The sequence below is a fragment of the Roseateles sp. GW821-FHT09B06 genome (assembly GCF_059418245.1).
In genome coordinates, this window is the sequence record NZ_JBWKPM010000019.1 from 26217 (window position 1) to 48325 (window position 22109).

Genomic DNA, 22109 nt, shown 5'->3' on the forward strand with positions numbered 1-22109 from the left:
GAGTCGAACTTGTGGGCTTAGACGCGGTGCCAGTCGAACAGGGCCTTGTCGCCCTTGCCGTAGACCTTCAGCGCGCCCTTCTCGCCGACGGCGTTGGGGCGCTGGAAGATCCAGTTCTGCCAGGCGCTCAGGCGGCCGAACACGCGGGTGAACAGGTTCTCGGGCCCGTTGAAGCGCAGATTGGCCTCCATGCCGGTCAGGGCGTCGGGCGACATGGCGACACGCTCCTCGATGGCGATGCGCAGCTCGTCGGCCCAGTCGATGTCGTCGGGATTCGAGGTGACCAGACCCAGGCCCATCGCGGCATCGGCATCCAGCGGCTGGCCGGCCCTGGCGCGCACGGCATCCAATGCCGGCCGCTCGTCGTAGAAGCGCCGGCCCAGGCGGCTCTGGCCGGTGGCCATGGGGAAGGCGCCAAAGTTGAGCTCGGCCACGATCAGCTTGGGCGCCCCATGCTCGTCATCCGGCAGGGCCAGGTGATAGATGCGATCGCAGGCCAGGGCCAGTTCAAGAAAGCTGCCGGCGAAGCAGGAGCCCTGCTCCACCAGGGCGAACAGGCTGCGCGAGGACACATCCAGCCGGCTCAGGGTGCGACGCAGCAGGCCCAGGGTCTCGCGCACCAGCCAATGCCCCTGCTGCGCCAGCAGCAGGCCATCCATGGCCAGCACCGCATCGGCGTCGCCGGCGGTCTTGATCAGCCAGCAGCCGATCTCCAGCTCGTTGGTGCGCATATGCAGGATCGCATCCTCCAGTTCGCGCGCCAGGGCCAGCGGATACCAGGCGGCGCCCAGCGCCTCGATGCCGGCGATGTCGGTGGGCTGCGGGCCGCCGGGCGCATGCACGGTGAACGCGGCCGTGCGGCGGCCGCGAGCGATCTCGACCCGGACATGCGCATAGCGCAGCGCGTCGGCCTCGATCTCGCGTTGCAGCGGCGTCAGCGCCACCCCCTTGGCGCCGGCCGGCCGATCGCTCTGCCCGGCCAGTTCCAGCGCGCGCTCCTGCACCCTCTGCGCGAAGACCGCCGGCTTGGCGATCGCATCGACCAGCCGCCAGTCCTTGGCCTTCTGCCCGCGCACCCCCTCGACACTGGTGCAGAACAGATCGGCCAGGTCGTGCCGCACATGGCGCTTGTCGGTCACCCGGGTCAGGCCGCCGGTCCCGGGCAGCACGCCCAGCAGCGGCACCTCGGGCAGGCTGACCGCCGAGCTGCGGTCGTCCACCAGGATGATCTCGTCGCAGGCCAGGGCGAGTTCATAGCCGCCGCCGGCGCAGGCGCCGTTGACGGCCGCCAGGAACTTCAGGCCCGAGTGCTTGGAGGAGTCCTCCAGTCCGTTGCGCGTTTCGTTGGTGAACTTGCAGAAGTTCACCTTCCAGGCATGGCTGGAGACGCCCAGCATGAAGATGTTGGCGCCGGAGCAGAACACCTTTTCCTTGGCGCTGGTGACAACGACGGTGCGGATTTCCGGATGCTCGAAGCGGATGCGCTGGATCGCATCGTTCAGCTCGATGTCCACACCCAGGTCATAGCTGTTGAGCTTGAGCTTGTAGCCGGGGCGCAGCCCCCCTCCCTCGTCGAAGTCGGCGGCCAGCGTCGCCACCGCCCCTTCGAAGCTCAACTTCCAATGCCTGTAGCGGCTCGGGTGGGTTTGGTAGTCAACCCGGGGCGCATTGACGGCTGAGAGATCGCTCACGGCACACTCCTTGAACATGCATCAAAATGCAGCGCTTGGCTGCCGGATGCAATGCAGTATCGTGCGCGTGTCGATAAATCTCAAGCAACATAATGCATTTAAATTCCTATCGTTTTCCCTTGGTGCCCTGATGCAAAAAGGGCCGGCGGTTCCCCGCCGGCCCCGAGCTTCTCGAGCCCGGTCGCCTCAGACCCGGATCAGTTCCTTGACCTGGGCACACAAGAGATCGAAGGTCTCCGGCAGGGCCTGGGCGCTGGTGTTCAGATGGATCTCGGCCTTGGCATAGAAGGCGGCCCGCCCCGCCAGGATGGCGCGCAGATCGTCCATGGCCTCCCTGCTGGCCGCCATCGGCCGCATATCGCCCTGTGCCGCGACGCGTTGCATATGCTCCTCCGGCTCGGCCTGCAGCCAGACGGTCGAACAATGCGCCAGCAAGAGATTGAAGGTCGCCGGATCGGAGACGATGCCACCGGGCGTCGCGATCACGGCCTCGGGATAGATCTGGATCGCCTCCTCGAGCGCCCGGCGCTCGTAGCGCCGGTAGGCCGCCTGGCCGTAAAGCCCCTGGATCTCGCCCACGCTGCAGCCGGCGAACTTCTCGATCTCCCGGCTCAGCTCGATGAAGGGGAAGTCCAGGGCCTCGGCCAGCATGGCGCCGAGGGTGGATTTTCCCGCCCCCCGCAAGCCCACCAGGGCGACGCGCAGGCTGCGCGGCTGCCCCCGCTCGCCCTGCGAGCCCCCGGTGCCGAGCAATTCGCCCACCGCGATGCGCACGCGCCGCAGCGTCGCCTCGTCGCGCCCGTCCAGCAGCTCCCGCAGCAGCAGCCATTCCGGACTGAGGGTCGTGACATCGCCGATCAACTCGGCCATCGTGCACTGCAGCGCCAGCGCCACCTGCTGCAGGATCAGGATGGAGGCATTGCCGACCCCGTATTCCAGATTGGCCAGATGCCGTTCGCTGACGTCCGCGGCCTGAGCCAGCGCCTTGCGCGTCAGCCCGCGGCGCGAGCGCAGCGCGCGCACACGCTCGCCCAAATGAACGAGAAACGGGTTCTTCTCGCCGGCGCCGCTGCCCGCCGGCGCCTCGTGATCTTCAATGCTAGGGGCTAACCCGGCAACAGGCATTATTTTGCTTGACATGAATTTGAGCGGGTTCTAAATTGCCGATACGCACAATAATGCATGATAGCCCCGACCGCAAGCTTGCGGCACATCAAGGCCAGGACGGCCACCCGGAGACAGCAAATGACGGTGCAAGAGTTTCGCGGTCGGCTGGTGGCGCTGACCGCCCAGATCGCACAAAGGCAGGCCGGACAGCCGCCCGGCGCCGCCCTGGCCGCCTGGCTAAATGCCGAGCATGGCGCCGACTCCCCGATGTTCCGCTCGCTCTTCGGTGCCTGCACCGACGGCGTCCGGGCCGGTTGGCTTTGCCAGCGCGAGGGCGGCGGCATCCGCTACGGACGCATTTTCGGGCCGCAAGACGATCTGCAGGGCTTCTCCGTCGATGTCGTCGACATGGACCGCATTGTCGGACCGCGGCACCTGCATCCGGAAGGCGAGATCGACCTGGTGATGCCGCTGACGCCCGAGGCCCGCTTCGATGGCCAGGGCGCCGGCTGGCTGGTCTACGGGCCCGGCAGCACCCATGCCCCGACCGTGACCCAGGGGCGCGCCCTGGTTCTCTACCTGTTGCCGCAAGGCCGGATCGAGTTCACAGCATGACCGCGGAGCTGCTTCTCAACCATCTGGGCGGCCGCTGGATCGCCGGCAGCGGCGCGGGCACGGTCCTGCACGACCCCGTGCTCGGCACGGCGCTGGCCCGGGTCGACGCCACCGGCCTCGACCTGTGCGCCGGTTTCCGCCATGCCCGCGAGCAGGGCGGGGCGGCCCTCAAGGCCCTGAGCTACCGGCAGCGCGGCGAGCTGCTGGCGGCCATCGTCGGCGTGCTGCAGCGGCACCGGGACGACTACTACGAGATCGCCCAGGCCAACAGCGGCACGGTCAGGACCGATTCCGCCGTCGACATCGATGGCGCGATCTACACCCTGTCGACCTTTGCCAAGCTGGGTGCCGGCTTGCCGGACACCCATCGACTGCTTGATGGCGAAGCCGTCGCGCTGGCCAGGGATGCGGCCTTCCAGAGCCTGCATGTCCAGACCCCGGTCGCGGGCCTGGCCCTGTTCATCAATGCGTTCAACTTCCCGGCCTGGGGCCTGTGGGAAAAGGCGGCGCCGGCGCTGCTGTCGGGCGTGCCGGTGGTCGTGAAGCCGGCCACGGCCACGGCCTGGCTGACGCAGCGCATGGTCAGGGACGTGATCGATGCCGGCGTGCTGCCGCCCGGCGCGCTGAGCGTGGTCTGCGGCAGTGCCGCCGGCCTGCTGGATGCGCTGCGGCCCTTCGATGTGCTGTCCTTCACCGGCTCGGCCGAGACCGCCGCGACGATCCGTGCCCATGCGGCCATCGCCCGCCACTCGGTGCGCGCGAACATCGAGGCGGACAGCATCAACAGCGCCCTGCTGCTGCCCGGCCAGGCGCCGGGAGACCCGGCCTTCGAGCTGTTCGTCGAGGAGCTGGTGCGCGAGATGACCGTCAAGTCGGGCCAGAAATGCACCGCCATCCGGCGCGCCTTCGTCCCCGAGGCGGTCTACGGCGCGGTGGCCGAGGCCGTCGGCGCGCGGCTGGCGCGCTGCAGCGTGGGCAACCCCAGGAACGCGAGCGTGCGCATGGGGGCCCTGGTGAGCCGAGCGCAGCTGCGCTCGGTCCGCGCGGGCCTCGAGCGACTGCAGGGCGAGGCGCAAACCCTGGTGGATGGCGGCCGCGCGCCCTTGGTGGATGCCGATCCGGCCATCGCCTGCTGCATCGGGCCGACGCTGCTGGGCCTGCCCGACGCCGCCGCGGTCGAGTCTGCCCGGCTGGTTCATGACATCGAGGTGTTCGGCCCGGTCGCCAGCCTGCTGCCCTATCGGGACATGCCGGGCGCGCTCGCGCAGATCCGACGCGGCCAGGGCTCGCTGGTCGCCTCGCTCTACGGCGACGACACGGCCGCGCTGGCGGGGGCCGCGATCGCCCTGGCCCCCCACCATGGGCGCGTGCATGTCGTCAGCCCGGAGGTGAGCCGGGTCCATAGCGGGCACGGCAATGTGATGCCTCAATCGCTGCACGGCGGCCCCGGCCGCGCCGGCGGCGGCGAGGAGCTCGGCGGCCTGCGCGCCCTGAACTTCTACCACCGCCGCAGCGCCATCCAGGCCGGCCCCGCCGTGCTGGCCAAGCTCTGAGGAGACCCATGATGAGCCCCGCTGCGATCGAGCGTCCGGCCGACCTGCCCGCGCTGCCCGATGTCTTCAACTTTGCCGAGCATCTGCTGCGGCAGAACCTGGCCCGGCGGGACAAGCCCGCCTTCATCGACGACGCGGGCACCCTGCGCTATGGCGAGCTGGACGAGCGCGTGCGGCGCCTGGCCGCCGGGCTGCGCGCCCTGGGCGTCAAGCGCGAGGAACGGGTGCTGCTGCTGATGCAGGACGGCCTGGACTGGCCGGTGGCCTTCCTGGGCTGCATGTTCGCCGGCGCCGTGCCGGTGGCGGTCAACACCCTGCTGACCGCCGATGACTATGCCTACATGCTGGAGCATTCCCGGGCCCAGGCGGTGCTCGCCTCCGGCGCGCTCCTGCCGGTGCTGAAGGCCGCGCTGAGCCAATGCGACCACGAGGTCCAGCGCGTCGTCGTCTCCCGGCCGGCCGCTCCGCTGGGCTTCGGCGAACTGGAGTTCGGCGCCTTCCTGGCCGCCCATGCACCGCTGCAGCAGGCCGCCGCCACCCATGCCGATGATCCCGGCTTCTGGCTCTACTCCTCCGGCTCGACCGGCCGCCCCAAGGGCACGGTGCATTCGCATGCCAATCCCTACTGGACCGCGGAGCTGTATGGCAAGCGGGTGCTCGGCCTGCGCGAGGACGATGTCTGCTTCTCCGCGGCGAAGCTGTTCTTCGCCTATGGCCTGGGCAATGCGCTGAGCTTCCCGATGAGCGTCGGCGCGACCACCCTGCTGATGGCCGAACGGCCCACGCCCGACGCCTGCTTCAAGCGTCTGCTGGGCGAAATCGGCGGCGTCTGGCCGACGGTGTTCTTCGGCGCGCCGACGGGCTTCGCGGGCATGCTGGCCTCGCCGCAGCTGCCCGCGGCGGCGCAGCTGACGCTGCGCCTGGTCTCCAGCGCCGGCGAGGCCCTGCCCGCCGATCTGGGCGAGCGCTTCCGCGGCCATTTCGGCGTGGACATCATCGACGGCATCGGCTCGACCGAGATGCTGCACATCTTCCTGTCAAACCGCCCGGAGGCGGTCCGCTACGGCACGACCGGCTGGCCGGTGCCCGGCTACCGGGTCGAGCTGCGCGGCGACGAGGGGCAGGCCGTGCCGGACGGCGAGCCCGGCGACCTCTACATCGCCGGCCCCAGCGCGGCACTGATGTACTGGGGCAACCGCGCCAAGAGCCGCGAGACCTTCCAGGGCGGCTGGACCAAGAGCGGCGACAAGTACCTGCGCAACCCCGACGGCAGCTACACCTACGGCGGGCGCAGCGACGACATGCTGAAGGTCAGCGGCATCTATGTCAGCCCCTTCGAGGTCGAGGCCACGCTGGTCCAGCACCCGGCGGTGCTGGAGGCCGCGGTCATCGGCACGCCGGACGCGGCGGGCCTCACCAAGACCAAGGCCTTTGTCGTGCTGGTCTCCGGCCGGGAGGTCAGCGCCGACGAGTTGAAGGCCTTCGTCAAGGACAAGCTGGCGCCCTACAAGTACCCGCGCCAGATCGTCTTCATCCCCGAGCTGCCGAAGACGGCCACCGGCAAGATCCAGCGCTTCAGACTGCGCGAGCTGGAGGCCCGGACAGCATGAGCGGCGCACGATTGGCGCTGAACTGGCGCGGACGCGAGGTGCAGATCGAATACGCCTGGGTCAACCCCGCGGCCGCCGAGGCACCGCTGATGGTGTTCCTGCACGAGGGGCTGGGCTCGCTGGCGATGTGGAAGGACTTCCCGGCCCGGCTGTGCGCGGCGCTGGGCGTGCGCGGCCTGGTGTATTCGCGCCCCGGCTACGGGCGCTCCACCGCGCGCGCGCCCGAGGAGGTCTGGGGCCCGGATTTCATGCACCGGCAGGCCCACGAGGTCCTGCCCGCCCTGCTCGGCGCGCTCGGTGTGGCGCGGCCGGTCTGGCTGCTGGGCCACAGCGACGGCGCATCGATCGCCCTGCTCTACGCGGGCCGGCAAGCGAGCGCCGGGGTCATCGTGCTGGCACCCCACATCCTGGTCGAGGACTTGTCGGTCGGCAGCATCGAGAAGGCGCGGCAGGCCTATCTCGACGCCGATCTGCGCCAGCGCCTGGCGCGCTACCACGACGACCCGGACTCGGCCTTCTGGGGCTGGAACCGCATCTGGCTCGACCCGGCCTTCCGCGACTGGAACATCCGCGACGAGATCGCGGCCATCCGCTGCCCGGTGCTGGCGGTCCAGGGGCTGGACGACGAGTACGGCACGCTGGAGCAGATCCGCGGCATCGCCGCCGCCGCACCGCAGACCCGGCTGCTGGAACTGCCGGCCTGTGGCCATTCCCCGCATCGGGACCGGCCCGAGGCCCTGCTGGCCGCCTGCGCAGACTTTTTCATGCAACAACAGCTCGGCCCGGCCTGAGCGACAAACAGGAGACATCCATGCAGCACATTGCCCTCCCCGCCCTGGTCGCCCTGACCCTGGCCGCCATGCCCAGCTGGGCCCAGAGCAAGCTGAAGGTGGGCCTGATGCTGCCCGCCACCGGCACCTTCGCCCAGCTGGGCACGGCCATCGAGAACGGCTTCAGGCTCTATGTCGACGAGCAGAGCGGAAAAATAGCCGGCCGCGAGGTCGAGTTCGTGCGCGTCGATGACGAATCCGACCCCTCCAAGGCCACCGACAACGTCAACAAGCTGATCAAGCGCGACAACGTCGATGTGCTGATCGGCACCGTGCACAGCGGCGTCGCGATGGCCATGGCCAAGGCCGCCAAGGAATCGGGCACCCTGCTGATCGTTCCGAATGCCGGCGCCGCCGCCGTCACCGGACCGATGTGCGCGCCCAATATCTTCCGCTCCAGTTTCACCAACTGGCAGCCGGGCTATGCGATGGGCGAGGTCATGGCCAAGAAGGGGCTGAAGAGGGTGGTCACGATCACCTGGAAGTACGCGGCGGGCGACGAGTCGGTGCAGGGCTTCAAGGAGTCCTTCGAGAAGGGCGGCGGCCAGGTGCTCAAGGAGCTGTCCCTGCCCTTCCCCAATGTCGAGTTCCAGGCGCTGCTGACCGAGATCGCGGCCGCCAAGCCCGATGCGGTCTACACCTTCTTCGCGGGTGCCGGTGCCGTGAAGTTCGTCAAGGACTATGCGGCGGCGGGTCTGAAGAAGTCCATCCCGCTGTACGGCGCCGGCTTCGTCACCGACGGCACGCTGGAGGCCCAGGGCGCCGATGCCGACGGCCTGCTGACCACGCTGCACTATGCCGACGGCCTGGCCACGCCGCGCGACAGCGGCTTCCGGCTTGCCTATGCCAAGACCTTCAAGCTGCAACCCGATGTCTACGCCATCCAGGGCTATGACGCGGCCCAGATGCTGGCCATCGGCCTGACCGCGGTCAAGGGCGACAGCAAGAACGTCCAGGGCTTTGCGCAGGCGCTGCGCGCGGCACGCATCGACAGCCCGCGCGGCCCCTTCACGCTCTCGCGCAGCCACAACCCGGTGCAGGACATCTACCTGCGTCAGGTGGGCGCGAAGGAGAACAGGTCGGTCGGCGTGGCCAGCAAGGCCCTTGCCGACCCCGGCCGCGGCTGCCGCATGTAAGCCAGCGCGCTGCCGGCCGGCAGCGCCCGCCAAGGAAACCGCCCCATGGATCTCGCGACCTTTCTCATCCAGTGCCTCAACGCCCTGCAGTACGGCCTGCTGCTGTTCCTCGTGGCCTCCGGCCTGACCCTGATCTTCGGCATCATGGGCGTGATCAATCTGGCGCACGGCAGCTTCTACATGATCGGTGCCTATATGGCCTATGCCTTGGCACCCTGGGTGGCGCAGACCCTGGGCGGCGGTTTCTTCACGACCCTGCTGATAGGCACGGCGCTGGCGGTGGCGCTGGGCTATGCGCTGGAATGGGCCTTCTTCAGCTTCCTCTATGAACGCGAGCATCTGCAGCAGGTGCTGATGACCTACGGGCTGATCCTGGTGTTCGAGGAACTGCGCAGCCTGCTGGTCGGCGACGAGGTCCATGGCGTGGCCGCCCCGCCGCTGCTCTCGGCCACCCTGCCGCTGGGCGAGCTGATGACCTACCCGGTCTACCGGCTCTTCGTCAGCGGCGTCTGCCTGGCGCTGGCGCTTGGCATGTGGTGGGTCTTCACCCGCACCAGGCTCGGCATGATGATCCGCGCCGGCAGCAACAACCGCGAGATGGTGCAGAGCCTCGGGCTGGACATCAAGCGCCTGTTCCGTCTCGTCTTTGCCGCCGGCGTGGCCTTGGCCGCCTTCGCGGGCATGGTGGCCGCCCCGATCTCCAGCGTCTATCCGGGCATGGGCGCCCAGGTGCTGATCATCTGCTTCGTCGTCGTCGTCATCGGGGGCATCGGCTCGGTGCGCGGCGCCCTGCTGGCCGCCCTGCTGATCGGCGTGGTCGATACCTTCGGCAAGGTCTGGCTGCCCCAGGCGGCCGGCGTGCTGGTCTATGTGCTGATGGCGATGATCCTGCTCTGGAAGCCGTCCGGTCTGTTCAAGGCCTGAGGAGAACGACGTGATGAACGGCCGAGTTTCTTTTGTCCTGCTCGCCTTTGCCCTGCTGGCCCTGCTGCCCCTGGTGTCCGGCGGCTATGCCATGGACCTGGTCACCAAGATCATGATCTACGCGATGCTCGCCCTGAGCCTGGAACTCCTGGTGGGCAGCACCGGCCTGGTGTGCTTCGGCCAGGCCGCCTTCTTCGGCATCGGCGCCTATGCGGCGGTGCGGCTCTCGCCCGCCGGCGGCGAGCCCGCCGCGCTGCTGCTGGTCCTGCCCGCGGCCATCGTGCTGGCGGGGCTCTATGCCCTTGTGGTGGGCGCGCTCTCGCTGCGCACCCAGGGCGTGTACTTCATCATGGTCACGCTGGCCTTCGCGCAGATGGCCTACTACGTGGCCCATGACACGCCGCTGGGCGGCGGCACCGACGGCATCTATCTCCATGCCAAGCCGACGCTGGGCGGCTGGCTCGACCTCGAGCGCGCGGGACATATCTACTTCTTCGCCTGGTTCAGCCTGCTCGCGATGTTCGGCCTGCTGGCCCTGGTGTTGCGCTCGAACTTCGGCCGCGCGCTGGCCGGCATCCGTGTCAACGAGCAGCGCATGCGCGCGGCCGGCTTCTCGACCTATCCCTACAAGCTGGCCGCATTCACGCTGTCGGGCGGCTTGGCCGGCTGGGCGGGATTCCTGTTCGCGGTCAAGGACGGCTTCGTCAACCCGGAGCTGCTGAGCTGGCACCTGAGCGGCGCGCTCCTGATCATGATCATCCTCGGCGGCCTCGGGCATCTGCGCGGCGCCTTGATCGGCGCCTTCGCCTTCGCCCTGCTGCAGGAGCTGTTCAGGAGCGAGGCCTTGTTCGGCGCCTTCGCCAAGCATTGGCACCTGGGCCTGGGCCTCGTGATCATTGCCAGCGTGGCCCTGATGCCCAGGGGCATCGTCGGCGTCCCGGCGCAATGGCGCCAGCGGGCCGCACGGCGCCCCATCGCCGCCACGAGCTCGCACGAAGCCACCCTGCCCAGGCAGGAGCGCCAGGCATGAGCAAGACCGAGATCCTGCTGCGGGCTCGGGCCCTGACGCGCCGCTGGGGCGGCCTGGTCGCGGTCAACGAGGTCTCATTGGAGCTGGCGCGCGGCCAGGTGCATGCAGTGATCGGCACCAATGGCGCGGGCAAGAGCACCCTGATCAACCTGCTGTCGGGCGAGTTCCCGCCCACGTCGGGCAGCGTCGAGTTGCTGGGCCGGGATGTCTCCGCCTGGGCCCAGCCGCGCCGCGCCCGCGCCGGGCTGGGCCGCAGCTACCAGCGCAACACCATCTATCCGGAGTTCAGCGTGCTGGAGAACTGCCGGCTGTCCGCCCAGGCGCGCCGCCAGGCACCCTGGGCCTGGTGGCGCAGCGCCCACCGCGACGGCCCCGTCATGGGCAAGGCCCGCGATGCCGCGGCGCGCGCCGGGCTGTCCGCGCTGCTGGGACGCCCCGCCGGCCTGCTGAGTCACGGCCAGAAGCGGCAGCTGGAGATCGCGATGTGCCTGGCCACCGCACCCCGGGTCCTGCTGCTGGACGAGCCGCTCGCCGGCATGGGGGCGGAGGAGACCGAGCGCATGCTGCAACTGCTGGCCGCCTTGAAGGCCGATCACGCCATCCTGCTGGTCGAGCACGACATGGACGCGGTGTTCAGGATCGCGGACCGGATCACCGTGATGGTCAACGGCAGCGTCATCGCCTGCGGCACGCCTGCCGAGGTGCGGGCGGACCCCGGCGTGCGCGCGGCCTACCTGGGGGAGCATTGATGGATGCGGCACTGCTGGACGCGGAGGGCCTGCGGGCCTGGTATGGCAGCTCCCATGTGCTGCACGGCATCGACCTCAGCATCCGCAAGGGCGAGACCCTGGGTCTGCTGGGCCGCAACGGGATGGGCAAGAGCACCCTGATACGCAGCCTGCTGGGCCATGTGGCCAGCCGCCAGGGCCGGATCAGCCTGCAGGGCCGGGACATGTCCCGCGCCCGGCCCCACGAGATGGCCCGGATGGGCGTCGCCTATGTGCCCGAGGGCCGCGGCGTGTTCACCAATCTGACGGTGCGCGAGAACCTGGTGATGGCGGCGCGCCCGTCCCGCAGCGGCCGGCAGGACTGGGGCTTCGATCGGGTGATGCAGACCTTTCCGCGCCTTTCCGAGCGCCTCGGGCACCTCGGCGGCCAGCTCTCCGGCGGTGAACAGCAGATGCTGTCGATCGGGCGCGCCCTGATGACGCATCCGGACCTGATCATTCTCGACGAGGCCACCGAAGGCCTGGCGCCGCTGATCGTGCAGGACATCTGGCGCGTGATCGGCGAGATCAAGCGCAGCGGCATCGCGACCCTGATCGTCGACCGCGACTACCGCCGGGTGCTGGAGCGCAGCGACCAGGCCCTGGTGCTGCTGAAAGGCCAGGTGGTGTTGCGAGGCTCGGCGGCGGAGGTTGCCAAGGACTCGCGCCTGGCCTCCTGCCTGGGCGTGTAGCGCCACGCGCCCGGCAGCGAGCGGCCCTGGCCGCACGCGCCGCGACTCATGCGCCGAGTTCCGGTCGGAGCACCAGCACCGGCAATTGAGTGTGGGTCAGCACCTTGTTGGTTTCGCTGCCGAGAAGCATGGCCTGCAGCCCTTTGCGGCCATGCGAGGCCATGACGATCAGATCGCAGTGGCGCTCCTGCGCCGTGGCGATGATCCCCTCGTAAGGGTGGTCACCGGTCACGGCAACCGTGTCGCAAGGCACCCCCGCAGCCTCCGCGGCCCGAGCCAAGCTTGTCAGATACTGGTCGGCATGTTTCTTCGCGTCGACCTCATGCTGCTGACGCGACTCCTCGATATCGTCGGCACGATAGGTCAACAGATGAAATTTCGGCGTGACATATACGCCGGTGGCCTTTGCACCATGGGTTCTCGCAAATGCCAAGCCCTTGGCAATCGCGAACTCCGACAACGGTGATCCATCGGTAGGGAGCAGAATATGCTTGAACATGATGAGCTCCGGGGTCTTGTTGGACACCAGCCACCATGTGCCGCAGCCAGGGTGGCTGCCGAGCTACCCGCGATCCGGCCGCTTGGGCTATGCGCGCTCCGTTTCCAGTGACCGCCCGCGCCTGGCATCTCACGATGCCGACCGTCGAATAGCCGTTTCGATTCTGAACTTCCAGCGCCGCCTTGCCAAGCGCCGGCTCACCCCTGATCCATGTAATTGGCCTTCACCCGCACGTAATGCTCGGCCGAGTATTTGAGATACGCCAGTTCATCGGCATTGAGCGCCCGCACGGGCAGCGCCGGCCGGCCGACATAGAGCCAACCGCTCTCCAGCACCTTGCCGGGCGGCACCAGGCTGCCCGCGCCGACCATCACCCGATCGCCGATCACGACGTCATCCATGACGATCGTTCCCATCCCGATCAGGCATTCGTTGCCGATCCTGCAACCATGCAGGATGGCCGAGTGGCCCACGGTGACGTAGTCGCCGATGATCAACGGCGACCCTTCGGGCTGGCGCGGATGCCGGTGCGAGACATGCCCCATCGCGAAGTCCTGGATGTTGCTGCAAGCGCCGATCACGATGCGGTTCACATCGCCGCGCAGCACCGCGTTGCACCACACGGAGCTGTCGCGCCCGATCTGGACCTCGCCGATCACCTGCGCCGAGGCGTGCACATAGGTGCTTTCGGAGAGCCGAGGGTGGGCAGCGAGGTAGGAAGTCAAGGGCATGGTCGGCGACGAGCGAAGCGGCTATCGGCGCATTGTCTCCTCAATGCCATGCGCCCCCACGCTCAGGCCGGCTCGAACGGCAGCTTGCGCTGCGGCTTGCCGGTCAGCCGGGCGACGGCGTTCGCGAAGGCCGGCGCCAGCGGCGGCAGGCCCGGTTCGCCCATGCCGGTCGGCGGCTCGGCGCTGGGCACGATGTGCACGGCGATCTCCGGCATGTCGGTGATGCGCGGCGGCGCGAAGTCGCCGAAGTTGCTCTGCTCCACCACGCCGTCCTTCAGCGTGATCGCGGCCCCGGGCAGGCACATCGACAGGCCCATCAGCGCCGCGCCCTGCACCTGGGCCTCCACCGAGCGCGGGTTCACCGCCAGATTGCAATGCACGCCGGCGGTCACGCGGTTCAGCACCGGCCGGCCGTCCCGCAGCGAGGCCTCGACGACATAGGCGACGACCGAACCGAAGGACTCGTGCATGGCCACGCCCCAGGCGCGCCCGCGCGGCAGCGGCGTCTTGCCATAGCCGCTGCGCTCGACCGCCAGCAGCAGCGCGCTGCGGTGGCGGGGATGCTGGTCGCCGAGCAGGCGCAGCCGGTAGGCCACCGGATCCTGTTGGGTCGTGCGGGCGATCTCGTCGATCAAGGTCTCCATCGCGAAGGCGGTGTGCGTCGAGCCCACGCTGCGCCACCAGAGCACCGGCACATTGAGCCTGGGGTGGTGCACGGTCAGGCGCATCGGCAGCGGATAGGGCTCGCGCATGCCCTCGACCGTGCTGCGGTCGATGCCGTTCCTCACCATCGCGCTCTCGAACAGGGTGCCGGTCGTGATGGACTGGCCGACGATCACATGGTCCCAGGCCAGCACCCGGCCGCCGGCATCGAAGCCGATGCGCGCGCGGTGCAGGTGCATCGGGCGGTAGTAGCCACCGCGGATGTCGTCCTCGCGGCTCCACAGGGTGCGCAGCGGCGCGTCCAGCCCGGCCGCGCGCGCGGCCTTGGCGATTTCGCAGGCCTCGACCACATAGTCATTGGTGCCGACGCCGCGCCGGCCGAAGCCGCCGCCGGCCATCTGCACGTTCACCCTGACCTGCTCCGGCCTCAGCCCCAGCACGCGCGCCGCGGCCACGCCGTCCAGCCCCGGGAACTGCGTGCCGAGCCACAGCTCGGCGCCGTCCCGGGCGATGCGGACCGTGCAGTTGAGCGGCTCCATCGGTGCGTGGGCCAGATAGGGAAACTGGAACTCGGCCTCGATGCGGTGCGGCGCGCCCTCCAGCGGCGCCATGTCGGCGTCGAACTGGCGCGCTCCCGCCTGGCCGGCCATTGCCCGGTACTGGGCCAGCTGGCGCGTGCTGTCCACCTTCTCCACCGCCTCGGTGTTCCATTGCAGCTTTAGGGCGTCGCGGCCCTGGCGCGCCGGCCAGTAGCCGTCGGCCACCACGGCCACGCCCTCGGCGCCGCGGTCCAGCGGCACGCGCAGCACGGCCCGCACGCCCTTCACCGCACGGGCCTGCGCGGCGTCGACCGCGATCAGCCGGGCGCCGAACACCGGCGGGCGCGCCACGACGGCCGTCAGCTGCCCCGGCAGGCGCATGTCGATGCCGAAGTCCTGGCGCCCGCTGCTCTTCGCCGGCGCGTCCAGCCTGCCGGTCGGGCGGCCGATCAGGCGGAAGTCCCTGGGGTCCTTCAGCGTCACCTGCTCGGGCACCGGCAGCGCCATCGCCGCCTCGGCCAGCTCGCCATAGCCCAGGCTGCGCCCGTCGGCGCCCAGCACCCGGCCGGCCTCGGTGCGCAAGGTGGCCGGCGCCACGTTCCAGCGTGCCGCGGCGGCGGACAGCAGCATCGCCCGGGCCCGGGCGCCGAGCTCGCGGTATTGCGTGAAGCTGCTGCGCACGGCCCGCGAGCCGCCGGTGATATGCATGCCGGTCTGCGGGTCGGCATAGGCCGGGTCGTTGCTGCCCAGGCGGGCGCGTACCCGGCTCCAGTCGGCATCCAGCTCCTCGGCCAGGATCATCGGCAGCCCGGTGTGCACGCCCTGGCCGAACTCCAGCCGGTTCACGGTGATGGTGACCATGCCATCGGGCGCGATATGCACGAAGGAGGCCGGCTGCTGCAGCGGCTTGAGCGCGTTGGCGGCGGCGGGCTGCGCGCCGGCCGGCAGCGGGAACGCGCCGAGCGCGAGCCCGCCGAGGCCGGCCAGCTTCAGGAAGCTGCGGCGCGGCAGCGCGGCGCCGGCAGCGCCTTCCTGTTCGCGCGCGAGGATGTGCGCCAGCGCCTGCGGCATCTCATGGGACATGGGAGTGGACAGCATGGTGGCGGCTCCTTCAGGCGAGGTGGCGCGCGGCGTCGGCCACGGCGGCGCGGATGCGGGCATAGGTGCCGCAGCGGCAGATATTGCCGGCCATGGCGGCGTCGATCTCGGCGGCGCTGGGCTGCTTGCCGCGCGGCAGCGCGCTCAGGAAGGCGCTGGCGCTCATGATCTGGCCGCTCTGGCAATAGCCGCACTGCGCGACGTCATGCTTGACCCAGGCGGCATGCACGGCCGCGCCGACCCGGTCGTCGCCGGCGGTGAGCGCCTCGATCGTGATGATCCGGCGGCCCCGGGCCGCCGAGACCGGCGTGATGCAGGAGCGGATCGCCGCGCCGTCCAGGTGCACGGTGCAGGCGCCGCACAGCGCCGCGCCGCAGCCGAACTTGGTGCCGGTCAGCCCCAAGCCGTCGCGCAGGGCCCAGAGGATGGGGGTCTCGGGATCGGCGTCGAGCCGGTGCTCCCGGCCGTTGACGTTGAGCTGGGTCATGGTGATGGCCTGTGGGTGTAGAGAGAAGGGACAGGAAAAAGGGTCAGGGCTTGCGGAAGACCTCGCGCGCGATGCCCGCCGCGGTCACCGCGCTGGGCCAGCCGGCGTAGAAGGCCAGATGGGTGATGGCCTCGACCAGCTCCTGCTCGCTCAGACCGTTCTGCCTGGCCAGCGCCAGGTGCGAGCGCAGCTGGTCGGGCCGGTTCAGCGCGATCAGCGCGCTGACCGTGGCCAGGCTGCGATCGCGCCTGGCCAGGCCGGGGCGGCGCCAGACATCGCCGAACAGCACGTCGTCGGTCAGCTGGGCCAGGCCCGGCGCGATGTCGCCCAGCAGGCGCTGGGCCGCCGAAGGCTGGGTGGGCGCGGCGGGAGCGGCGGTGGCTGCTGCCGGGATGCCGTACTGCGCGTCGCTGACCGGCTCCATCCAGCCGACGCTGCGGCCGTCCAGCTGTTCGGCGATCGCGATATGCGTCATCGAGCTGCCCGGCGTGGCGCCATGCCAATGCTTGACGCCCGGCGGAATCCACACCACGTCGCCGGGCCGGATCTCGCGCATCGGGCCGCCCCAGAACTGCACCCGGCCGACGCCGGCCGTGACGATCAGGGTCTGGCCCAGCGGATGCGTGTGCCAGGCCGTGCGGGCGCCGGGCTGGAAGCTCACCGAGCCGCCCGAGGCGCGCGCCGGCGCATGGGCCGACAGCAGCATCTCGACGCGCACCCGGCCGCTGAAGTTGTCCGGCGCGCCGTCGAAGGCCGGACGTTCCTCCGGGCTTGTGATGTTGGGCACCGTGGCGGAGATGGCCGGCTGCGCGGCGGGCGCGCCGCCGCCTTGGGCCTGGGCCGCACCGAGGCCGGACATCAGCAAGGCGCTGCCGACGGCGCTGAGCGTTTTTCGCATGGGATCTCCTTGGGGGCTCGGGGCGCCTGCTGCCGTTGCAGCGCGGCGATGGCGATGTCCAGCGCGGCCGATGGCGTGGAACGGTGGGCGGTGGGGGCTTGTCGCGCGGACATGAGCGGGCTCGGCTCCGGGTCGGTGGGGCGAGGTTGCGGCCGGCTGCACGGTCCGTTCACCCCTCGGGCTGAGCGAACTGTAGAAAATAGATTCGCAATCAACTAGCCCTTGTTTCCTTGAAAGATTGGCAATTGAAACTTGCCAATACGCAACCCGGGACGCCTAAGATGAAGCGCCATGCCCATCAACGAGCTGCGCTCCATCACCACCTTCATCCAGACCGCCGAGCTGGGCAGCCTGCGTCGCGCGGCGGCCAGCCAGGGCGTCACGCCGCAGGCCGCGAGCCAGGCGCTGGCCCAACTGGAGCAGCACCTGGGGGTGCGGCTGTTCCATCGCACGACACGCAATATGTCGCTGACGGCGGAGGGCCGGCAGTTCCTCGAATCGGTGCAGCCACCGCTGCAGGGCCTGCAGCGCGCCCTGCAGGGCGTGCGCCGGGTCAAGGACGAGATCGCCGGGCCGCTGCGCATCATCGGGCCGCGCTCCACCTTCCGGCCCGTGATCTGGTCGCTGCTGGCCGAGTTCTGCGAGCGCTACCCCGAGATCCGGCCCGAGGTGCAGATGGAGGACCGCATCGGCAACTGGGTCGAGGACCGAGTGGATGTCGGGTTCCGGGTCGGCATGTCGACCGCCGAGGGCGTCGTGGCGCGCCGGCTGTTTGCGCTGCAGCTGATCATCTGCGCATCGCCGGCCTATCTGCGGCGTCACGGGGCACCGACCCGGCTGGCGGATCTGGCCGATCACCGCTGCAGCGTATTCCGCCATCCGGCGACCGGCCGGATCATGCCCTGGCACCTCAAGGTGGGCGACGCCATGGTGGATCAGGAGATGGCGCCGTCCTTCAGCACCAACGACGAGGAGCTGGAGATCGAGGCCGTGCTGGCCGGGCAGGTGATCGGCGTGCTGACCGGCGTGACGGCCGCGGCGCTGATACGCGATGGCCGGCTGGTACCGCTGCTGGTCAAGCATATGCTCGACCAGCATGGGCTCCACATCTACTGGGGCAGCCGGACGGCTCAGCCGGCACGCGTGCGGGCCTTCATCGACCTGGCCATCGAACGGCTGACGGGCAGTACCGAGTTCGTGCTCGGCGCCAAGGAGCTTGCCGCCGCCGAAGCGAAGGGGCGCCGGGCTTCTTCCTCCTCGGCCGGCTGAACGCCGCATCACCGTGGTGCGCGACAAGGCGTCTGGCGTGTGGCGTCGCGCGGGTGTACGCTGCAATTGCGATGGTGCATTGTCTTCGGCCCGGCAGCTTGGCATCGCCCGATCTGCCGCCAGGCCCCCTACGAGGAGCGCCCAATGTCGGACCATGTCTACAAGCTCGTCGAGTTGGTGGGCTCATCCACCACCAGCAGCGACGATGCGATCCGCAATGCCATCGAGACCGCGGCCCGGACGCTGCGCCACATCGACTGGTTCGAGGTCGTCGGCACACGCGGCCATGTGGCGGATGGGAAGCTTGCGCACTTCCAGGTCACGCTGAAGGTGGGCTTCCGTCTCGAGGCCTGAGGCGTTCGCGGAGCACGCCATGCTGCTTCGCCTCGGCTGGCTTTGCGCGCTGCTGCTGGCGCTGGCCGTCGGTGCCGGGCCGCGCGGCGCGGCCGCCGCCGAGGTCCCGCCGGTGCTGGTCCTGCGCATCGAGGGGGCCATCGGCCCGGTCACGGCCGATCGGATCCGGCAGGTGCTCGAGCGGGCGGCGCGCGAGCGCGCCCAGCTGGTCGTGCTGCAGCTCGACACGCCCGGCGGCCTGGACAGCGCGATGCGCAGCATCATCCAAGCCATCCTGGCCTCGCCGACGCCGGTGGCCTCGTATGTGTGGCCGCCCGGCGCCCGCGCGGCCAGCGCCGGCACCTATCTGCTCTATGCCAGCCATGTGGCGGCGATGGCGCCGGCCACCAACCTCGGTGCCGCGACGCCCGTCGCCATCGGCCTGCCGCCCCTGGGGCCGGCCAAGGCGCCGGCATCCCAGCCCGCGGGCGCCGCCTCGATGCCCGACGGTCAGGGCGACACGATGAGCGCCAAGCGCATCAATGATGCCAGCGCCTATATCCGCAGCCTGGCGCAGCTGCGCGGCCGCGATGTCGCCTGGGCCGAACAGGCGGTGCGCGAGTCGGCGGGCCTGGCGGCGAGCGAGGCCCTGTCGCGCAAGGTCATCGATCTGGTCGCGGCCGACCTCCATGACCTGCTGCGCCAGCTCGACGGCCGCGAGCTGGTGGCCGGCGGTGCGGGGGCCGCGCCCGTGAAACTGAACACCGCGCGGGCGCCAATCATCGTGGTGGAGCCGGATTGGCGCCTGCGGCTGCTCGCGGCGATCAGCGACCCGAGCGTCGCGCTGGTGCTGATGATGCTGGGCATCTACGGCCTGCTGTTCGAGTTCATGAACCCGGGCTTCGTCGCGCCCGGCGTGATCGGCGGGCTCAGCCTGCTGGTCGGCATGTGGGCGCTGCAGATGCTGCCGATCAACTACGCCGGCATGGCCCTGATCCTGCTGGGCATCGCCTTCTTCGTCGCCGAGGCCTTCGTGCCCAGCTATGGCGCGCTGGGGCTGGGCGGCATCGCGGCATTCGCCCTGGGCGCGCTGCTGCTGATCGACGGCGACCTGCCCGGCTTCCATATTTCGCGGCCCCTGATCGCCGGCCTGGCCCTGGTCTCGGCCGCCTTCGTGATCGGCATCACGCGCATGGCCGGCAAGGCGCGCGCGCGGCCGGTGGCCCATGGCCCGGAACGCCTGGTCGGCGCCTCGGCCGAGGTCATCGAGTTCGGCGGCGGCGAGGGCTGGGCCGTCGTCGGCGGCGAATGCTGGAGGGTCATCTCCGGCCAGCAGTTGCGGGCCGGCCAGCGGGTGCGCGTCACGCGCGCCGAGGGCCTGCGGCTCGAGGTCAGTCCGATCGCGGCGCTGGCGTCACCGGGAGAGGGCTCCACATGATCGCGTTGATCGGCTTCGTCATCCTGCTGGCCCTGCTGGCGGCCAGCTCGCTGCGCATCCTGCGCGAGTACGAGCGCGGCGTGGTGTTTCAACTGGGGCGCTTCTGGCGTGTCAAGGGGCCGGGCATGGTGATCCTGATCCCCGGCATCCAGCAGATGGTGCGCATCGATCTGCGCATCGTGGTGATGGACGTGCCGGCCCAGGACGTGATCTCGCGTGACAACGTGACGCTCAAGGTCAATGCCGTGCTGTATTTCCGTGTGGTCGATCCGGAGCGCGCGGTGATACAGGTCGAGCATTTTCTGGCGGCGACCAGCCAGCTCGCGCAGACCACCATGCGCGCCGTGCTCGGCAAGCACACGCTCGACGAGATGCTGTCCGAGCGCGAGCGCCTGAATCTCGACCTGCAGAAGATCCTCGACGGCCAGACCGACGCCTGGGGCATCAAGGTCACCAATGTCGAGATCAAGCATGTCGACCTGAACGAGTCGATGATCCGCGCGATCGCGCGCCAGGCCGAGGCCGAGCGCGAGCGGCGCGCCAAGGTCATCCATGCCGAGGGCGAACTGCAGGCCGCCGAGAAGCTGGCGCTGGCCGCCGAGATTCTGGCGCGCCAGCCTCAGGCGATCCAGCTGCGCTACCTGGAGACCTTGACGGTGATCGCGGCCGACAAGAACTCGACCATCGTTTTTCCGCTGCCGATGGACATCGTCGCGCCGCTGCTTGACTCGCTGAAACGCCGGGCGCAGACGCCGCCCTGAGGTTTGAGCGCCAACGCGATGAGCATGCCGATGGGGCCTCCGGCCGGCAACGGCATGCACGGCCGGCCGCTTCCGGCCGCTTCCGGGCGCAGGGCATGGGCAGGGCATGAGCTCGTCGACCACCGCCGTTGCTCCCCGAGGGTGGCCCATTGACGGGCGCCGGCGGGCCGGGCCTGCCGTTGCCGGGACCTCGGTGATGTCGTAATCTGCGCCAGAGCCCCGGCAGGAACGGGCGCTGCCTGCACCCCGCAAGCCAAACGAGGTCCCTATGCGCGCGACGTGGTATGCGAAGAACGGCGAGGCTCGCGAGGTTCTCGTGGTCGGCGAACTGCCCACGCCAACGCCCGCCGCGGGAGAAGTTCGGGTCAGGCTCGCGACCTCGGGGGTCAACCCCTCGGACGTCAAGGCAAGAAGCGCCCGCCCGCTCGGCGGCGAACGCATCGTGCCGCACAGCGATGGCGCCGGCGTGATCGATGCCGTGGGCGAAGGCGTGTCCCCCGGGCGCGTCGGCGAACGGGTCTGGATCTGGAACGGGCAGTGGCAGCGCACGATGGGCACGGCCGCGGAATTCATCGTGCTCCCGCAGGACCAGGCGGTGATGCTTCCCGATTCGACCGACTTCGCAGCGGCGGCCTGTCTCGGCATTCCGGCGATGACCGCGTTTCACGCCATACGTCTGCTGGGCGACATCGCGGGCCGGTCGGTACTCGTGATCGGAGCCTCCTCCGCCGTCGGTCACTATGCCGCGCAACTCGCCGTCATCGGCGGGGCGAAGGTGATCGGCACCGTCGGCTCCGCGGACAAGGCCAGGCATGCGCTGGCCGCCGGCGTCGAGGCGACGATCAGCTACAAGACCGAATCGATGGCCGAGCGCATTCGGCAGCTGACCGCCGGTCGCGGTGTGGATGCGATCGTCGACATGGACTTTTCGACCACGGTTCGGCTGCTGGCCGCCGGCGGACTGGCACCGCATGGCAGCCTGGTTTCGTATGGCTCGAATGCCTACGGTGATATCGCGGTTCCATTTCGCACGCTGCTGTGGAACTCCTTCAATCTGCGCTTCTTTCTGGTCTACGACCTGGCGCCGCAAGACCGGCGTGCCGCCATCGATGGGCTGAACCAGTTGCTGGCCGGCGGACGGCTGTCGCACGCGATCGGGGCGCGGTTCGGGCTAGCCGCGGTGGCCGCAGCGCACGAGGCCGTCGAGGCCGGGCGCTTGATCGGCAATGTCGTTGTGGATGTGACGTGAGTGCCCCTCGCCTCTGGGCCTGAAGCGCCCAGCGCTCGTTTCTTTCTCGACGCTGCACAGCCAGGCCGGTTCGGCGAGGCGCGCCGCGGTCGAACGGGGCCTCGTCGGCATGCTGCATTTCACAATTCGTCACCGGGCCACGGCGATGCTTGCGCATTTCCTGGATGGCGACCGCAGGGCCGGTATGCA

General features: G+C 69.7%; 21 protein-coding genes. 14 read left to right on the forward strand and 7 right to left on the reverse strand.

Translation table 11 applies throughout. From position 1 onward, the window contains the following. Nucleotides 1-17 precede the first annotated feature (17 nt). Nucleotides 18-1691: a 2,3-epoxybenzoyl-CoA dihydrolase gene (gene boxC / locus AC07OQ_RS16360; RefSeq protein ID WP_495054188.1), complete on the reverse strand. Its 1674-nt coding sequence runs from the start codon at nucleotides 1689-1691 to the stop codon at nucleotides 18-20. A gap of 186 nt (nucleotides 1692-1877) precedes the next feature. Further along, nucleotides 1878-2831, reverse strand: a complete 954-nt coding sequence (locus tag AC07OQ_RS16365; protein ID WP_495054189.1) for a helix-turn-helix transcriptional regulator — start codon at nucleotides 2829-2831, stop codon at nucleotides 1878-1880. A 105-nt stretch (nucleotides 2832-2936) separates the two neighbouring features. On the opposite strand from AC07OQ_RS16365, the gene AC07OQ_RS16370 reads away from it, so the two are divergent. The 9 genes from AC07OQ_RS16370 to AC07OQ_RS16410 are packed head-to-tail and all read left to right on the forward strand — an operon-like array spanning nucleotide 2937 to nucleotide 11955. Further along, nucleotides 2937-3413, forward strand: a complete 477-nt coding sequence (locus AC07OQ_RS16370) for a 4-hydroxylaminobenzoate lyase (RefSeq protein ID WP_495054249.1) — start codon at nucleotides 2937-2939, stop codon at nucleotides 3411-3413. Beyond that, complete coding sequence (locus AC07OQ_RS16375; protein WP_495054190.1) at nucleotides 3410-4966, forward strand: 3,4-dehydroadipyl-CoA semialdehyde dehydrogenase; 1557 nt, start codon at nucleotides 3410-3412, stop codon at nucleotides 4964-4966. Before AC07OQ_RS16370 ends, AC07OQ_RS16375 begins: the two co-directional genes overlap by 4 nt. A gap of 8 nt (nucleotides 4967-4974) precedes the next feature. Further along, nucleotides 4975-6576 (forward strand): benzoate-CoA ligase family protein, encoded by a 1602-nt coding sequence (locus AC07OQ_RS16380; protein ID WP_495054191.1) that lies wholly within the window; start codon nucleotides 4975-4977, stop codon nucleotides 6574-6576. Then, the gene (locus AC07OQ_RS16385; protein WP_495054192.1) at nucleotides 6573-7367 is read left to right on the forward strand and encodes an alpha/beta fold hydrolase; all 795 of its coding nucleotides are present in this window, start codon (nucleotides 6573-6575) and stop codon (nucleotides 7365-7367) included. Before AC07OQ_RS16380 ends, AC07OQ_RS16385 begins: the two co-directional genes overlap by 4 nt. A 20-nt stretch (nucleotides 7368-7387) precedes the next feature. After that, nucleotides 7388-8542 (forward strand): ABC transporter substrate-binding protein, encoded by a 1155-nt coding sequence (locus AC07OQ_RS16390; RefSeq protein WP_495054193.1) that lies wholly within the window; start codon nucleotides 7388-7390, stop codon nucleotides 8540-8542. A 45-nt stretch (nucleotides 8543-8587) separates the two neighbouring features. After that, nucleotides 8588-9466: a branched-chain amino acid ABC transporter permease gene (locus tag AC07OQ_RS16395; protein WP_495054194.1), complete on the forward strand. Its 879-nt coding sequence runs from the start codon at nucleotides 8588-8590 to the stop codon at nucleotides 9464-9466. Between the two features lie 13 nt (nucleotides 9467-9479). Further along, entirely contained in the window at nucleotides 9480-10496 is a 1017-nt protein-coding gene (locus AC07OQ_RS16400) for a branched-chain amino acid ABC transporter permease (protein ID WP_495054195.1), read from the forward strand. After that, nucleotides 10493-11245 (forward strand): ABC transporter ATP-binding protein, encoded by a 753-nt coding sequence (locus tag AC07OQ_RS16405; RefSeq protein WP_495054196.1) that lies wholly within the window; start codon nucleotides 10493-10495, stop codon nucleotides 11243-11245. Before AC07OQ_RS16400 ends, AC07OQ_RS16405 begins: the two co-directional genes overlap by 4 nt. Then, on the forward strand, nucleotides 11245-11955 hold the full coding sequence (locus tag AC07OQ_RS16410) for an ABC transporter ATP-binding protein (RefSeq protein ID WP_495054197.1): 711 nt from the start codon (nucleotides 11245-11247) through the stop codon (nucleotides 11953-11955). Before AC07OQ_RS16405 ends, AC07OQ_RS16410 begins: the two co-directional genes overlap by 1 nt. 46 nt (nucleotides 11956-12001) lie before the next feature. On the opposite strand, the gene AC07OQ_RS16415 is transcribed toward AC07OQ_RS16410, so the two are convergent. The 5 genes from AC07OQ_RS16415 to AC07OQ_RS16435 form a co-directional block, all read right to left on the reverse strand. Beyond that, a complete protein-coding gene (locus AC07OQ_RS16415; protein ID WP_495054198.1) occupies nucleotides 12002-12454 on the reverse strand; it encodes a universal stress protein in 453 nt (150 codons plus the stop codon). Nucleotides 12455-12651: 197 nt separating this feature from the next. Next, nucleotides 12652-13185, reverse strand: a complete 534-nt coding sequence (locus AC07OQ_RS16420; RefSeq protein ID WP_495054199.1) for a gamma carbonic anhydrase family protein — start codon at nucleotides 13183-13185, stop codon at nucleotides 12652-12654. Between the two features lie 62 nt (nucleotides 13186-13247). After that, nucleotides 13248-15485 (reverse strand): xanthine dehydrogenase family protein molybdopterin-binding subunit, encoded by a 2238-nt coding sequence (locus AC07OQ_RS16425; protein WP_495054200.1) that lies wholly within the window; start codon nucleotides 15483-15485, stop codon nucleotides 13248-13250. Nucleotides 15486-15498: 13 nt separating this feature from the next. Next, a complete protein-coding gene (locus AC07OQ_RS16430) occupies nucleotides 15499-15972 on the reverse strand; it encodes a (2Fe-2S)-binding protein (protein ID WP_495054201.1) in 474 nt (157 codons plus the stop codon). Nucleotides 15973-16015: 43 nt separating this feature from the next. Further along, entirely contained in the window at nucleotides 16016-16870 is an 855-nt protein-coding gene (locus AC07OQ_RS16435; protein WP_495054202.1) for a (R)-mandelonitrile lyase, read from the reverse strand. 291 nt (nucleotides 16871-17161) lie between these two features. Between AC07OQ_RS16435 and AC07OQ_RS16440 the strand changes: the two genes are divergently transcribed. The 5 genes from AC07OQ_RS16440 to AC07OQ_RS16460 all read left to right on the forward strand — a co-directional run bounded on the left by AC07OQ_RS16440 (nucleotide 17162) and on the right by AC07OQ_RS16460 (nucleotide 21920). Beyond that, nucleotides 17162-18139, forward strand: a complete 978-nt coding sequence (locus tag AC07OQ_RS16440; protein ID WP_495054203.1) for a LysR family transcriptional regulator — start codon at nucleotides 17162-17164, stop codon at nucleotides 18137-18139. 144 nt (nucleotides 18140-18283) lie between these two features. Next, a complete protein-coding gene (locus tag AC07OQ_RS16445; protein ID WP_495054204.1) occupies nucleotides 18284-18493 on the forward strand; it encodes a dodecin in 210 nt (69 codons plus the stop codon). Between the two features lie 19 nt (nucleotides 18494-18512). Beyond that, a complete protein-coding gene (locus AC07OQ_RS16450; protein ID WP_495054205.1) occupies nucleotides 18513-19910 on the forward strand; it encodes an NfeD family protein in 1398 nt (465 codons plus the stop codon). Then, entirely contained in the window at nucleotides 19907-20671 is a 765-nt protein-coding gene (locus AC07OQ_RS16455; protein WP_495054206.1) for a slipin family protein, read from the forward strand. The genes AC07OQ_RS16450 and AC07OQ_RS16455 overlap by 4 nt, the downstream gene beginning before the upstream one ends. A gap of 268 nt (nucleotides 20672-20939) precedes the next feature. Next, the gene (locus AC07OQ_RS16460) at nucleotides 20940-21920 is read left to right on the forward strand and encodes an NADPH:quinone reductase (protein ID WP_495054207.1); all 981 of its coding nucleotides are present in this window, start codon (nucleotides 20940-20942) and stop codon (nucleotides 21918-21920) included. Nucleotides 21921-22109 lie beyond the last annotated feature (189 nt).